Below are 14,761 nucleotides of genomic sequence, written 5' to 3' on the forward strand. Positions count from 1 at the left end.
CTGAACTCCTATCCGGTTACGTAGACGACGCAGCCTTAGGCCACGATCGAGTCGATACGCAACTCGGTGTAATTTTGACGATGCCCTTGGCGCTTTTGATAGTGCTTACGACGGCGCATCTTGAAGATGTGCACTTTGTCGTGACGACCGTGGGAGATGACGGTGGCTTTGACGGCAGCCCCGCTCACCAGCGGCGCACCAACCTTGAGTTGGTCGCCGGCGCCCACTGCGAGCACCTGGTCAAGCGTGATTTCTGCGCCAACGTCCGCCGGTATCTGTTCTACTTTCAGTTTTTCGCCAGCAGCAACCTTGTATTGCTTACCGCCGGTTTTTACGACCGCGTACATTGTCGGACCTCGATAAAAGAACTAAAACGTGACTCGTGTGCCACCCGCCGCCCACATGCGCAGGCAACGGACACAGAGAGCTCGCAACTATACAGGAAAAACCCAAGCAAATCAAAGGCGAATCGCGTTACGGGTGTGCTGCGCCCGCGCAACAGGCAGCCACGGGATGCGCCTGCCGCCCCGCCCTCGGGCAAACCACCTGCTTGCTCTATAATCTCGCGGTTTTTGCGCAGCATCGATCGCGCGCAAGTCGACCATCAGCTTCTCGCCCTCTGCCGGAATCCGCCTTGACCCAGACCTCAGCCTCCGTCCTGCTCGCCCCTGTCGCTGAAGACATGCGCGCCGTCGATGCCGTGATCCGCCGCCGCCTGGGCTCGGAGGTGGTGCTGATCAATCAAATTGGCGAATACATCATCAGCGCCGGCGGCAAGCGCCTGCGCCCGGTGATCCTGCTGCTGGTGGCGAATGCGCTTGGCTACAAGGGCGAGCATCAGCACGAGCTGGCCGCCGTGGTCGAGTTCATCCACACGGCCACGCTGTTGCACGACGATGTGGTCGACGAATCCGACCTGCGCCGCGGCCGCAAGACCGCCAACGCCGTGTTCGGCAATGCGGCCAGCGTGCTGGTGGGTGACTTCCTGTATTCCCGCGCTTTCCAGATGATGGTTCAGGCCAACAGCATGCGCATCATGCAGATCCTGGCCGACGCGACGAACATCATTTCCGAAGGCGAAGTCCTGCAGCTGCTGAACATGCACGACCCGGACGTGACGGAAGAGCGCTACCTGCAGGTCATCCGCTACAAGACCGCCAAGCTGTTCGAGGCCGCCGCACAAATCGGCGCGGTGCTCTCGGGCGCGGACGCCGCTACTGAAGAAGCCGCTGCCGAATACGGCCGCCGCATCGGCACCGCGTTCCAGATCGTCGACGACCTGCTCGACTACACCTCCACCGCGGACCAGATGGGCAAGAACGCTGGCGACGACCTGCGCGAAGGCAAACCGACCCTGCCGCTCATCCATCTGCTATCGAACGGCACGCAAGATCAGCGCACACTGGTGCGCCAGGCTATCGAGCAAGGGGGCACGGAACATTTCGACGCGATCTTCGCGGCCATCCAGACTTCCGGCGCACTGGAGTACACGCGCCAGGCCGCCGAGCGCGAAGCCGCTGCAGCCGAAGCAGCAGCAAACGCATTACCCCCTTCCCTTTTCCGTCAGACGCTGATAGACTTGTGTGCTTTCTCGCTGCAACGTCAGTCCTGACACGCACGAGATCTGCGAAGAAGCATCGGGGTGTAGCTTAGCCTGGTAGAGCGCTACGTTCGGGACGTAGAGGCCGGAGGTTCGAATCCTCTCACCCCGACCAGTTTCTCGTATTCAAGTCATTCCTGCGGCACGGTTTTCAGCATCGCCGCACAGCAATTCCCAGGCATTTTCCGCATCGTCCGCTCTGTCCGGCGGGATGTTGCGCTGTCCGTGCGACCCATGGCCGCCTGCGCAGAAGCGACAAACCCCTCTGTTATAGTGGGCGCTTCGCCGCCTCTCCTCTCCCGCTTTGGACTCTTGGCCGCTCTGGGCACAAATCGGCGCCGTCGTGCTGCTGTTGTGCTGCTCCGCCTTCTTCTCGATTTCCGAAACCGCGATGATGGCGCTCAACCGCCATCGCCTGCGCCATCTTGCCAAGTCCAATGTATCGGGTGCGCGCAATACACAGCAGTTGCTCGGTCAGACCGACAAGCTGCTCTCGCTTATCCTGATCGGCAACAACCTGATCAATACCGCCGTGCCGGTGCTGATCACCACCCTGGCGATCCACTACTTCGGCAACAACGGAACGACGCTGTCGATCGCCACGGCCATCGTGGCGTTTCTCATCATCGTGTTCGCCGAGATCGCCCCGAAGATCGTGGGCGCGACCTACCCCGAGCGCGTTGCGTTCCCGGCCAGCTTCATCATCAAGCCGCTGATGCAGATCTCGACGCCGCTGGTCGCGGTGGTCAACGCGTTTGCCATGGGTGTGCTGGGGCTGGTGCGCATCAACACGCGCAAGGCGCCAGAGCACCGCATGTCGACCGAGGAATTGCGCACGCTGGTGCTGGAATCGGGCAACTTCATCCCACACAAGCACCGCAGCATCCTGCTCAACCTGTTCGACCTGGACGCGATCACCGTAGACGATGTGATGACGCCGCGCGCGCGCGTGGAATCGCTCGACCTGTCGCGCCCGATTGAAGAAGTCATCCAGCAGCTCGAAACCTGCTATCACAACAAACTGCCCGTGTTCGAGCAGGACAGTGATCAGGTGATCGGCATCCTGCACGTGCGCAAGGCGCTGTCACTGCTGGGGCACACCAAACTCACGCACGACAATTTCCGCAGCCTGCTGGCCGAACCGTATTTCGTACCGAGCGGCACGCCCGTTTTCCGCCAACTACAGTACTTTCAGGAGAACCGCCGCCGCCTCGGCCTGATCGTCAATGAGTACGGCGACATGCTTGGGCTGGTGACGCTCGAAGACATCATCGAAGAGATGATCGGCGAGTTCACCACCACGCTGCCCAACGCCGGCAAACTGGCCTGGGACAAAGAAGGCACTTATCTTGCGGACGCGGGAATGTCGTTGCGAGATCTGAACCGGCGCCTGGGCCTGAGCCTGCCGACCGACGGCCCCAAGACGCTCAACGGGCTGGTCCTGGAAGTGCTGGAAGAGATTCCCGAGGCGACGGTCAGCGTGAAGATTGCCGGTTGCGTGATGGATATCGTGCAGATGGATAACCAATCGATCCGCACGGTGCGGCTGCATCAGCCGCCGCAGCCCAAGCGCAGTTGAAGCCACATGGCGGAGCAAACGCTTCAGTTGGAGCGGTTTTCTGCCGATGTGGCACAAATGCAAGCTGCGCTTTGATGTGCGCTTTACAAATGCAGGGGCGGTCGGCAAACTGCCCCGGTTCCGGGCACCACCCCCCACGAATGGGTGGGGTACCGGCTGCAGAACATAAAACAACTCGCCTTGGGGGGCGAGCGCACGCTGGAGGCGGTGGGGCCCGGCGCGCGCTGAAATGGTCAGCTTCAGCCTGACGGACTGGACTCATGACACTCGGACTCGCTCTAGCGCAGAGCCGGCGGATCGCGCCGACGTTACTCACGCAGCTCGAACAGAGCGCGCGCGAAAAACGCACGCAACTGATCGACGAACTGGTGGGCAGCGGGATCATGAGTGCGCACGACCTCGCCGTGTTTGTTGCCGGCAAGTACCAGATGCCGCTGCTGGACCTGGCGCAGTACAAGCTCGACACCGTGCCGGCCGTCCTGGCAGCCAACAAGCACTTCACCCAGTTGCGCCTGTTGCCGCTCGGCCGTCGCGAGAACCGCCTCATACTCGCCACGTCCGACCCGAGCGACCCCAAGCCGATCGAAGAGCTGCGCCAGAAGATGAACGTGGCCATCGAAACGGTCATCGTCGAGCACGACAAGCTGGTGCGCCAACTGAGCCTCGCCAATGAGGCGCCGGCCGAGATCAAGTCGCTCTTCCCCAAGCAGGAAGCCACGCAGATCGAATACGACCCGGGCGCTGCTGCCGCCACGCGTCGCACCACCACCGATGGCATCGACGATGCCCCCGTGGTGCGCTTCCTTCAGAAGCTCTTTACCGAGGCCCTGTTGCGCGGCGCCTCGGACTTGCATTTCGAGCCCTTTGAAACGTTTTACCGCGTGCGTTTCCGTATCGACGGCATCCTCGCGCAGGTCGCGCAGCCGCCGCTGGATATCCGCGACAAGATCGCTACCCGCATCAAGGTGCTTTCGCGCCTCGACATCTCGGAAAAGCGCGTGCCGCAAGACGGCCGCATGAAGCTGCTCATCACCGTCCCGAAAGACCGCAAGGACAAGGACAACAAAGAGACCATCGAGCGCGCCATCGACTTCCGGGTCTCGACGCTGCCGACGCTGTTCGGCGAGAAGATCGTGATCCGGATTCTGGAGTCGTCCACTGAGCGGCTCGATATCGACCAGCTCGGCTACGAGCCCGAGCAAAAGCAGTTGCTGCTCGACGTGATCAAGCGCCCGTACGGCATGGTGCTCGTGACGGGGCCGACCGGCTCAGGCAAAACGGTGTCGCTGTACACCTTCCTGAACAAGCTGAACCAGGGCGACATCAATATCTCGACCGCCGAAGACCCGGCGGAAATCCAGTTGCCCGGCATCAACCAGGTCAACGTGAACGACAAGGCGGGGCTGACCTTCGCGGCGGCGCTGAAGTCGTTCCTGCGGCAGGATCCGGACATCATCATGGTGGGTGAAATCCGGGATCTGGAAACAGCCGATATCTCGATCAAGGCGGCGCAGACCGGCCACTTGGTGTTTTCCACGCTGCACACCAACGACGCACCGACCACGCTGACCCGCCTGATGAACATGGGCGTGGCGCCTTTCAACATCGCGTCGTCGGTGCTGATGATCACGGCACAGCGTCTGGCGCGCCGGCTCTGCAAGGACTGCAAGAAGCCCGGCCCGCTGCCCAAAGAAACACTGCTTGACGCGGGCTTTGCCGAAGCCGACCTTGACCGCTCCTGGCAGCCGTATCACCCAGTGGGCTGCGAAACCTGCAACGGCAGCGGCTACAAGGGCCGGGTCGGTATCTACCAGGTCATGCCGATTACCGAAGCGATCCAGGAGATCATTCTCACGCACGGCACAGCGCTGCAGATCGCCGAGCAGGCACGCAAGGAAGGGGTGCTGTCGCTGCGTGAGTCGGGCTTGAAGAAAGTGAAGCAAGGGCTGACTTCCCTTGAGGAAGTGCTGGCCACCACGAACCAATAACCTTCTCGATCAATCGTTCCCATACCGGGGGGTAGGAACCAACCATGGCCACACGAGCACCTGCCGCAAACCGCGCGGCCGCCGCGCCAGCACGAAAGACCGCCAAGACAAAGGCGCCCACGCAGTACATCTTCGAGTGGGAAGGCAAAGATCGCAAAGGCAAGATCTTCAAGGGCGAGATGCGTGCCGAGAGCATCACCGAGGTGAATGCCGTCCTGCGCAAGCAAGGCCTGTCGATCACCAAGTCCAAGCGCCGCCGCGCGGCCCGCGGCAAGAAGATCACGCCGAAGGACGTGGCTTATTTCACGCGCCAGCTCTCGACCATGCTGAAGGCCGGCGTGCCGCTGCTGCAGTCGGTCGACATCATCGCAAAGGGCCACGCCAATCCGAATTTCACGCAACTGCTGACGGAAATCCGTTTCGATATCGAGTCGGGCAGCAGCATGGCGCAGGCCTTCCGACGCCATCCGCAGTACTTCGACACGCTGTACTGCAACCTGATCGACGCTGGTGAGCAAGGCGGTATTCTTGATGCGCTGCTCGAGCGCCTATCGCTGTACATGGAAAAGTCGATTGCGCTGAAGGCGCAGATCAAGTCGGCGATGATCTACCCGATCTCGGTGCTGACGGTGGCCTTTGCCGTGACCGTCGTCCTGATGATCTTTGTGGTGCCCTCGTTCAAGGGCGTGTTCTCCAGTTTTGGCGCCGATCTGCCGGCTCCAACCCTGTTCGTCATTGCGATCTCGGACTTTTTCGTCAAGTGGTGGATACCGATCGTGCTGGGACCCATCGCAGGCATCGCACTGTTTTCGCGCGCATTCAAGCGATCTGAAAACATCCAGCGCTCGACGCATCGCTTTATCCTGAAAATCCCCATCTTTGGCGACATCATTCGCAAGGCGACCATCGCTCGCTGGACGCGCACGCTGGCCACCATGTTCGCAGCCGGCACACCGTTGGTGGAATCGATGGAATCGGTCGCCGGTGCAGCGGGCAACTGGATCTACCATGATGCGACCCTAGAGGTTCAGCAAGCCGTACGTATCGGCACAAGTCTCACCAACGCCATGCAGGCCACACACGTGTTCGACAACATGGTCCTGCAGATGACACAGATCGGTGAAGAGTCTGGTGCCCTGGACAACATGCTGCTCAAGGTGGCCGAGTTCTACGAGCGCGAGGTAGACGATGCGGTCGCGAACATCTCGACCTTGATCGAGCCAATCATCATTGTGATCCTGGGCGTGCTGATCGGCGGGATGGTGGTGGCGATGTATCTGCCGATTTTCAAGCTTGGTACGGTGGTCTGACGCAATGCCCGAGATGTTCATCATCTCCACGCTGGCGCAACTGCCGGCGTGGTTTGTGATTGCGGCCGGCGGCCTGGTGGGCTTGCTGGTCGGCAGCTTCCTGAATGTGGTGATCCACCGCCTGCCGCGCATGATCGAGCGAGAGGAAGCCAACTACATCGCCGAGCTGCGCGAAGAGCCGCTGCCTCACCCCGACGCATACAACCTGATCGTGCCGCGCTCGGCGTGCCCGTCTTGCGGGCATCAGATCAAGGCGATCGAGAACATCCCCGTGTTGAGCTGGCTTGCGCTGCGCGGCCGGTGCAGTGCCTGCAAGACGTCGATCGCATGGCGCTATCCCGCGGTCGAACTGGTCACCGGTCTGCTGACCGCAGCCTGTCTATGGCACTTCGGGCCGACATGGGTGGCAGTCGCATCGGCGGTGCTGCTGTGGTTCCTGATCGCCGGCACGATGATCGACGCCGACACGCAACTGTTGCCCGACGCCATCACCCAGCCGCTGCTCTGGCTCGGGCTGGGTGTGAACCTGTTCGGCATGTTCGCGCACCTGCAGGACGCGGTGATCGGCGCGATGGCCGGCTACCTGTTCCTGTGGTCGATCTACTGGGCCTACAAGCTGCTGCGCGGCCGTGAAGGCATGGGCTACGGCGACTTCAAGCTGATGGCCGCGCTCGGCGCATGGTTCGGCTGGCAGGCGCTGCCGCTGCTGGTGCTGCTCTCGTCGGTCGTAGGATTGGTGTTCGGGCTCGTGCGCATTGCGCGCGGCGCGAAAAGCGAATCCCCGTTCTCGTTCGGGCCGTTCATTGCCGGCGCCGGCGTGATCGCACTGCTCGCCGGCCCTCAATTGCTCATGACGGTGGGCCTCGGCCCCCTGCTTGCGCCATAAGGGACCGGCGAACATGCGGGTGATCGGCCTGACCGGTGGCATCGGCAGCGGCAAGAGCTACGTGGCGGACCGCCTGGCAGAGCGCGGCGCCGCCATTGTCGACACCGACGCCATCGCCCACGAGATCACCGGCACAGGGGGCGCTGCCATCCCCAAGCTGGTAGAAACATTCGGCGCCGGCATCCTGCGCGCGGACGGCGCCATGGACCGCGATGCCATGCGCGCCCTCGCCTTCTCCGATGCCACGGCCAAATCGCGGTTGGAGCAGATCACGCATCCGCTCATCCGCGAGATTGCGCTGTCGCGCGGAGCCGCCGCACGGGCGTCGAACGCGTATCCGTACCTCGTCTACGTGGTCCCGCTGTTGGTGGAATCCCTGGCCGGGCATCACAGCTGGCGCAAGCTGGTCGACCGCATTCTGGTGGTCGACTGTCCAGTTGAGACGCAGATCGCGCGCGTGATGGCCCGTAACGGGCTGCCGCGCGCGCAGGTGGAAGCGATCATCGCGCGTCAGGCCTCGCGCGAAGCCCGCCTTGCCGCGGCCGACGACGTGATCGACAACAGCGGCACGCTGGCCGACCTCCTGCCGCAGATCGACCGTCTGGACCCAACCTACCGGTCGAACTGAAACGGTCTGAAAGCGGCCGTCACACCCCTTTGCATTGTGATGAACGAGGGTCTCGCATAGAATGCGGGCAGATCGAGGCCAAATGGGCTTCGGGGCCTCATATGCCAGCAGGCCAGCAAACCGGGCACCCAAGTTTTGATCCTGTACGAATATCCCTTCAACGAACGCATTCGGACGCTGCTGCGCCTCGAAGACCTGTTCGAGCGGCTGGATTTCTTTCTCGTGCAGGACCACCCGCTGCAGCACCACGTGGCGCTGACCACGCTGTTCGAAGTGGTTGACGTGGCCGGGCGTGCCGACCTCAAATCCGATCTGCTGAAAGAACTCGATCGGCAGCGCCAGACGCTCACCGCGCTGCGCGCCAATCCGCAGATCGACCAGGACGCGCTCGATGCTGTCATCAGCGAGCTGGAAACTGCCTCCGGCAATCTCACTGCCACGCACGGCAAGGCCGGCCAGCTCATCGCCGACAACGAGTGGCTGACGAGCATCCGGAGCCGCGCCATCATCCCAGGTGGTACGTGTGAATTCGATCTGCCGGCGTATTTTGCATGGCAGCATCACCCCGCCGAGCGCCGCCGCGCCGACATCATCAAATGGGCCCAACCGCTGGTGCCGCTGCGCGACGCCACGATGATCGTGCTGCGTCTGCTGCGCGAATCCGGTCAGAGTGGCAAGGTGATTGCTAACGCAGGTAGTTACCAGCAGATGCTGTCGGGCCGCGTGTACCAGCTCATGCAGGTGCGCCTGGATGAGTCTGCGCTGGGCTTCATTCCCGAAATCAGCGCCAACAAGTACATGCTCTGGGTGCGCTTTACCCAGCAGGATGGCGACCTGCGACCCAAGCCGGTCGACGCGGATATCCCGTTCCAGTTGAAGCTCTGTAACTTCTGAGCCGCACCATGAATGTGAAGACCGTCAAATGCCCTAGCTGCGGCAAGCCTGTGCCTTGGGTCCCTGAGAGCCGCTACCGCCCCTTCTGCTCCGAGCGCTGCAAGCAGATCGATTTGGGCGCCTGGGCGGCCGAGCAGTACACCATCCCCGTGGTCGAAGAAGACGACCTGCCCGACGCACCTGGCGGCGATACGACCGGCAAGCTCAACTAGCCGTCGCTTCCTCGCGCATCCACTCGAAGACGGGCAACGTAGCCGGCAGCACTGGATCGACGCTGATCGGCAGCGTCTGCCAGGCGAAATCCTGGCCTTCCAGCGCGCGCAATGTCCCATCCCACGCCGTTACCTTGCAGAAGTGCAAGCGCACATACGCGTGCGGATAGTCGTGCTCGATGGTGTGCCAGGGCACGCAGGTGCGCAGCGTGACATCCAGTTCTTCCTTCAACTCACGCCTGAGCGCGGCTTCCACCGATTCGCCCACTTCCAGCTTGCCGCCGGGGAACTCCCAGTAGCCCGCGTACGGCTTGCCCTCGGGACGCTGGGCCAGCAAGAACTGGCCGTCCGGCTGCACCAGCACGCCGACGGCCACTTCGGTGATCTTGCGGCCGTCTGGCGTGTGTGTCGGTGGCACTTGCGTCAGGTTGTCAGTCGACATGCTGCCGCCCATGCTTGCCGCCCCAGTCGCGGGCGAATTGCCATGCCACGCGGCCCGAACGCGAACCACGCTCCAGCGCCCATACCAGGGCATCGCCACGTGCGGCAGCGATGTCCTCGTCGCTGCAGCCGAAATGCTTGAGCCAGTGGCCGACGATGGTCAGGTATTCGTCCTGCTTGGGTGGGTAGAACGACAGCCACAGCCCAAAGCGCTCTGACAGCGAGATCTTTTCCTCCACCACTTCACCGGGATGGATTTCACCGTCCGACGTGTGCTGATAGGTCTCGTTGTCCTTCATGTATTCCGGCAGCAGATGCCGCCGGTTCGACGTCGCGTAGATCAGCACGTTGTCCGACTGCGTTGCCACCGAGCCGTCCAGCGCGGACTTGAGAGCCTTGTAGCCGGACTCGCCCTCTTCGAACGAGAGATCATCGCAGAAGATCGCGAAACGCTCGGGGCGGGTCGAAAGTTGCTCGACGATGTCGCCCAGGTCAGCCAGATCATCCTTGTCGACTTCGACCAGGCGCAGGCCCTCCTTCACGAACGCGTTCAGGCACGCCTTGATGAGCGAAGACTTGCCGGTGCCCCGCGCGCCTGTGAGCAGCACATTGTTGGCCGGCAACTTGCGCACGAACTGGCGCGTGTTGGCGACGATGGCGTCTTTCTGGCGCTCGATGTTGTGCAGATCGTTCAGATGGATCGGCGGCAGCTGGCGGATCGGCGCGAGATAGCCAATGTTGCCGAACACGCTCTGGCGCTTGCGCCAGCGGAAAGCAACGGCCTCGTCCCAGTCAGCTTCAGTCAGTTCAGGCGGCAGCCATTGCTCAAGCCGCCCGAGAAAGCGGTCGAGCCGTGCGGAAAGGTCGGACGACATAGCGGCGGACTCCGGATTACGAACGGTAGTCCGCATTGATCGACACGTAGTCGTGCGAGAAGTCACACGTCCACACGGTGGCGGAGGCGTCGCCGCGGCCGAGCGAGATGCGCACGGTGATCTCCGCCTGCTTCATCACGCGCTGGCCGTCTTCTTCGCGGTACTCGGGGTTGCGGCCACCGTCACGCGCAACCCACACGTCGTCGAGCCACAGGTTGACGCCATTCACGTCGAGGTCCGTCACGCCAGCGTAGCCGACGGCCGCCAGGATGCGCCCCAGGTTGGGGTCCGAAGCGTAGAACGCAGTCTTGACCAGCGGCGAGTGTGCGACCGCATAGGCGATCAGGCGACACTCATCAACGGTGCGGCCGCCCTCAACCTGGATGGCCATGAACTTCGTCGCGCCCTCGCCGTCGCGCACAATCTTCTGCGCAAGCTCCTGTGCGAGGCCCGTCAGCGTGTCGCGAAGCGTTGCGTAGTCGGGATGCGATTCGGAATCGATGCGCGGGGTGCCGGCACGGCCCGTGGCGATGACAACGAACGAGTCGTTGGTCGACGTATCGCCGTCCACCGTCACGCTGTTGAATGAATGATCGGCAGCGTGGCGCACGAGGCCTTGAAGCACCGCCTCATCCACATTGGCATCGGTGGCGATGAAGCCGAGCATGGTCGCCATGTTCGGACGGATCATGCCCGCGCCCTTGCTGATGCCCGACATGCGCACGGTTTTGCCCGAGAGCGTGCACGTGGCGGACGCCGCTTTGGGTACGGTGTCGGTGGTCATGATGGCCTCGGCGGCGGCCAGCCAGTTGTCGGGCTTGGCGTTGGCCTGCGCGGCCGGCAGCCCTGCAACGATACGATCGACCGGCAGCGGCTCCAGAATCACGCCCGTGGAGAACGGCAGCACCTGCTCCGTCGACACGCCCAACAGCTTGGCCACGGCATCGCACGTCTGCCGTGCATGCACAAGGCCTGGCACGCCGGTGCCGGCATTCGCATTGCCCGTGTTCACGACGATCGCGCGTGCGCCCTTGCCGCTCGCCAGATGCTCGCGGCACACCTGCACAGGCGCCGCGCAGAAACGGTTCTGCGTGAATACACCGGCCACGCTCGAGCCCTCGGCGATGCGAACGAGCAGCACGTCCTTGCGATTGGCCTTGCGTACACCGGCCTCAGCCCAGCCGAGGTCCACGCCGTCGATCGGCAACAGGGTGTCAGCGGCGGGCGCGACGAGATTCACAGCCATGGAGCACACCTTTCAAATGAGGATGCCCGCATTGCGGGCATCGTGAATCAACAGAAAACAGGTTTAAGCAGCGTCAGGCGAGTTTGCCGTGGCATTGCTTGTACTTCTTGCCCGAGCCGCAAGGGCACGGATCGTTGCGGCCAACCTTTGGCACTTCGCCAGCCAGTGCGGCCGCGGCGGCAGATGCCGCCGAACGCGGCGCGGCCATCGCCGGCGTTGCGCCGTGGATCTCCGCATCGCCAGCAGCCACTTCGGCCAGTTCGCTGAACTCGTCGTGCTTGTACTGCAGGTTGGTCAGCGCGGAAAGATCTTCCTCGATCTGCTCGGAGGCCTGCTCCAGCTCTTCCTGCGACTGGATGCGCACCGTGAAGACAATGCGCGTGACTTCGTTGCGGATGGTATCGAGCAGGCGCCCGAACAGTTCGAACGACTCGCGCTTGTACTCCTGCTTCGGGTCCTTCTGCGCATAGCCGCGCAGGTGGATGCCCTGGCGCAGCATGTCGAGCGCAGCCAGGTGCTCACGCCAATGCGTGTCGAGGCTTTGCAGCATCACCGAACGCTCGAAGCCGGCGAAGGACTCGCGGCCAACCTGCGCCACCTTGCCTTCGTACACCGCTTCAGTGGCGTCCAGCACCATCTTGAGCAGATCTTCGTCTTCGATCGACTGTGCGTCTTCCAGCGTCTCCACCAGCGGCTGGTCGACACCCCAGTCCTCGCGCAGGGTCTTCTCCAGACCGGCGACATCCCACTGCTCTTCCATGGTCTCGGCCGGCACATACGTGCGGAACAGCTCGGTGAACACGGATTCGCGCAGGTTCTTGACCAGATCGCCCACATCCTGCGCTTCGAGAATCTCGTTACGCAGCTTGTAGAGTTCCTTGCGCTGATCGTTGGAGACGTCGTCGTATTGCAGCAGTTGCTTGCGGATGTCGAAGTTGCGGCCCTCGACCTTGCGCTGCGCCGATTCGATCGAACGTGTGACGATGCCGGCTTCGATCGGTTCGCCTTCGGGCATCTTCAGGCGGTCCATGATCGCGCGTACGCGGTCGCCCGCGAAGATGCGCAGCAACTGATCGTCCAGCGACAGATAGAAGCGCGACGAACCCGGATCGCCCTGACGGCCCGCACGGCCACGCAACTGGTTGTCGATCCGGCGCGATTCGTGGCGCTCGGTGCCAACGATGTGCAGACCGCCCGCGGCCTTCACCTGCTCGTGCAGCGATTGCCATTCGTCTTGCAGCGTCTTTACGCGCGAAGCCTTCTCTGCGTCGGAGAGCGACTCGTCGGCCATCACGAAGCCGGACTGCTTCTCCACATTGCCGCCCAGCACGATGTCGGTACCACGGCCCGCCATGTTGGTGGCAATGGTGATCATCTTGGGACGACCGGCCTGCGCGATGATCTCGGCTTCACGCTCGTGCTGCTTGGCGTTGAGCACCTGGTGCGGCAGCTTGGCCTGGTTCAGCAAGTTCGACAGCAGTTCGGAGTTTTCGATGGACGTCGTGCCCACCAGCACCGGCTGGCCACGCTCGTAGCAATCGCGAATGTCGCGAATGACGGCGTCGTAGCGCTCCTTCGAGGTCTTGTAGATCTGATCCTGCAAGTCCTTGCGCTGCGGCGGACGGTTGGTCGGGATCACCACGGTTTCCAGCCCGTAGATCTCCTGGAATTCGTACGCTTCCGTGTCCGCTGTACCGGTCATGCCCGACAGCTTGTTGTACATGCGGAAGTAATTCTGGAACGTGATGGTCGCCAGCGTCTGGTTTTCCTGCTGGATCTGCACACCTTCCTTGGCTTCCACGGCCTGGTGCAGACCGTCGGACCAACGGCGACCCGACATCAGGCGGCCCGTGAATTCATCGACGATCACCACTTCGCCGTTCTGCACCACGTAGTGCTGATCGCGGAAGAACAGGCTGTGCGCGCGCAGGGCCGCGTACAGGTGGTGCATCAACGTGATGTTCTGCGGCGCGTAGAGCGATTCGCCCTCGCCGATCAAGCCGGCTTGCAGCAGGATCTGCTCGGCCTTCTCGTGGCCCGATTCGGTCAGGTAGACCTGGTGCGATTTTTCGTCGACGTAGTAGTCGCCCGGTTTCTCAACGCCCGTGCCATCCGACTTCTCTTCGCCGATCTGGCGCGTCAGCTGCGCCGGGATGCCGTTCATGCGGCGATACAGGTCGGTGTGGTCTTCGGCCTGACCGGAGATGATCAGCGGAGTGCGCGCTTCGTCGATCAGGATCGAATCCACTTCATCGACGATCGCGTAGTTCAGCGGACGCTGCACGCGCTGGCCGGCGTCGTACACCATGTTGTCGCGCAGATAGTCGAAGCCGAACTCGTTGTTGGTTCCGTAGGTGATGTCCGACGCGTAGGCGGTCTGCTTCTGGTCGTGGTCCATGGTGGTCAGGTTGACCCCCACCGACAGGCCCAGCCAGTTGTACAGGCGGCCCATCCACTCGGCATCGCGCTGCGCCAGGTAATCGTTGACCGTCACGACGTGCACGCCCTGGCCGGAGATGGCGTTCAGGTATACGGCCAGCGTAGCGGTCAGCGTCTTGCCTTCACCCGTACGCATTTCGGCGATCTTGCCGTCGTGCAGAACCATGCCGCCGACAAGCTGCACGTCGAAGTGCCGCATCTTCATCACACGCTTGCTGGCCTCCCGGCACACGGCGAACGCTTCGGGCAGCAGCGCGTCGAGCGTCTCGCCCTTGGCAAAGCGTTGGCGGAACTCCTCGGTCTTGGCCTGCAGCTCGGCATCGGAGAGCGCTTCGAACCTGGGTTCGAGCGCATTGATCTGCGCAACCTTGCGGCGGTATTGTTTGATCAGCCGTTCATTACGGCTGCCGAAAATCTTCTTGAGAAGGCCGGTGATCATCGATGGCTAGGGCCGGCGAGCCACCCGGAGAGCGCGTCGAGAGAGACCGCGAAACACAGGCAGCACAACGGCCCGGAAAGGGTTGGCGCAAAGGCGGGAGTTTAGCATGTGCAAAACGCCCGCTTGATGGCAGCAGACGCGCCGGATGTGGCAGGAACGCCGCACTTCAGGGCCGCGCCGGACGCCGTCCGGGCGGCCGCACACTTACGCTGAATTGGGGACGG

General features: G+C 62.6%; 14 protein-coding genes and 1 tRNA gene. 9 read left to right on the forward strand and 6 right to left on the reverse strand.

Annotated features, from left to right (window positions below; genetic code table 11):
• Positions 1-35: 35 nt before the first annotated feature.
• Positions 36-347, reverse strand: coding sequence for a 50S ribosomal protein L21 (rplU, locus tag R2N16_RS22285; protein ID WP_004633023.1), 312 nt, complete (start codon positions 345-347; stop codon positions 36-38).
• 335 nt (positions 348-682) lie between these two features.
• On the opposite strand from rplU, the gene ispB reads away from it, so the two are divergent.
• Together ispB and R2N16_RS22295 are read left to right on the forward strand one after the other, a co-directional pair.
• A complete protein-coding gene (gene ispB / locus R2N16_RS22290; RefSeq protein ID WP_316668754.1) occupies positions 683-1,612 on the forward strand; it encodes an octaprenyl diphosphate synthase in 930 nt (309 codons plus the stop codon).
• Positions 1,613-1,638: 26 nt separating this feature from the next.
• Positions 1,639-1,715, forward strand: a tRNA-Pro gene (locus R2N16_RS22295).
• An 11-nt stretch (positions 1,716-1,726) separates the two neighbouring features.
• Here R2N16_RS22295 and R2N16_RS22300 read toward each other — a convergent pair.
• On the reverse strand, positions 1,727-2,005 hold the full coding sequence (locus tag R2N16_RS22300) for a hypothetical protein (RefSeq protein ID WP_316668761.1): 279 nt from the start codon (positions 2,003-2,005) through the stop codon (positions 1,727-1,729).
• Here R2N16_RS22300 and R2N16_RS22305 point away from each other — a divergent pair.
• The 7 genes from R2N16_RS22305 (at position 1,905) to R2N16_RS22335 (ending at position 9,097) form a co-directional block, all read left to right on the forward strand.
• Complete coding sequence (locus R2N16_RS22305) at positions 1,905-3,179, forward strand: HlyC/CorC family transporter (protein WP_316668680.1); 1,275 nt, start codon at positions 1,905-1,907, stop codon at positions 3,177-3,179. The two genes, R2N16_RS22300 and R2N16_RS22305, sit on opposite strands and share 101 nt — an antisense overlap.
• 260 nt (positions 3,180-3,439) lie before the next feature.
• Positions 3,440-5,167 (forward strand): type IV-A pilus assembly ATPase PilB, encoded by a 1,728-nt coding sequence (pilB, locus tag R2N16_RS22310; protein ID WP_316668681.1) that lies wholly within the window; start codon positions 3,440-3,442, stop codon positions 5,165-5,167.
• Between the two features lie 44 nt (positions 5,168-5,211).
• Positions 5,212-6,477: a type II secretion system F family protein gene (locus tag R2N16_RS22315; protein ID WP_316668683.1), complete on the forward strand. Its 1,266-nt coding sequence runs from the start codon at positions 5,212-5,214 to the stop codon at positions 6,475-6,477.
• A 4-nt stretch (positions 6,478-6,481) separates the two neighbouring features.
• Positions 6,482-7,363: a prepilin peptidase gene (locus tag R2N16_RS22320; RefSeq protein WP_316668685.1), complete on the forward strand. Its 882-nt coding sequence runs from the start codon at positions 6,482-6,484 to the stop codon at positions 7,361-7,363.
• Positions 7,364-7,376: 13 nt separating this feature from the next.
• Positions 7,377-7,991 (forward strand): dephospho-CoA kinase, encoded by a 615-nt coding sequence (coaE, locus tag R2N16_RS22325; protein ID WP_316668687.1) that lies wholly within the window; start codon positions 7,377-7,379, stop codon positions 7,989-7,991.
• 135 nt (positions 7,992-8,126) lie between these two features.
• Positions 8,127-8,885: a cell division protein ZapD gene (gene zapD / locus R2N16_RS22330; protein ID WP_316668689.1), complete on the forward strand. Its 759-nt coding sequence runs from the start codon at positions 8,127-8,129 to the stop codon at positions 8,883-8,885.
• A gap of 8 nt (positions 8,886-8,893) precedes the next feature.
• Positions 8,894-9,097, forward strand: coding sequence for a DNA gyrase inhibitor YacG (locus tag R2N16_RS22335; protein ID WP_232041073.1), 204 nt, complete (start codon positions 8,894-8,896; stop codon positions 9,095-9,097).
• Here R2N16_RS22335 and R2N16_RS22340 read toward each other — a convergent pair.
• The 4 genes from R2N16_RS22340 to secA form a co-directional block, all read right to left on the reverse strand.
• Positions 9,090-9,539: an NUDIX domain-containing protein gene (locus R2N16_RS22340; RefSeq protein WP_316668691.1), complete on the reverse strand. Its 450-nt coding sequence runs from the start codon at positions 9,537-9,539 to the stop codon at positions 9,090-9,092. The two genes, R2N16_RS22335 and R2N16_RS22340, sit on opposite strands and share 8 nt — an antisense overlap.
• Complete coding sequence (locus R2N16_RS22345) at positions 9,529-10,413, reverse strand: ATP-binding protein (protein WP_316668693.1); 885 nt, start codon at positions 10,411-10,413, stop codon at positions 9,529-9,531. The genes R2N16_RS22340 and R2N16_RS22345 overlap by 11 nt, the downstream gene beginning before the upstream one ends.
• 16 nt (positions 10,414-10,429) lie before the next feature.
• Positions 10,430-11,659 carry a bifunctional glutamate N-acetyltransferase/amino-acid acetyltransferase ArgJ gene (gene argJ, locus R2N16_RS22350; protein ID WP_316668695.1) on the reverse strand — a complete coding sequence of 410 codons (1,230 nt, stop codon included), beginning with the start codon at positions 11,657-11,659 and terminating at the stop codon, positions 10,430-10,432.
• Positions 11,660-11,732: 73 nt separating this feature from the next.
• The gene (gene secA / locus R2N16_RS22355; protein ID WP_316668697.1) at positions 11,733-14,537 is read right to left on the reverse strand and encodes a preprotein translocase subunit SecA; all 2,805 of its coding nucleotides are present in this window, start codon (positions 14,535-14,537) and stop codon (positions 11,733-11,735) included.
• Between the last annotated feature and the right edge of the window lie 224 nt (positions 14,538-14,761).

Origin of the sequence: Ralstonia psammae (genome assembly GCF_958405935.1) — a bacterium.
Lineage (GTDB): Bacteria > Pseudomonadota > Gammaproteobacteria > Burkholderiales > Burkholderiaceae > Ralstonia > Ralstonia psammae.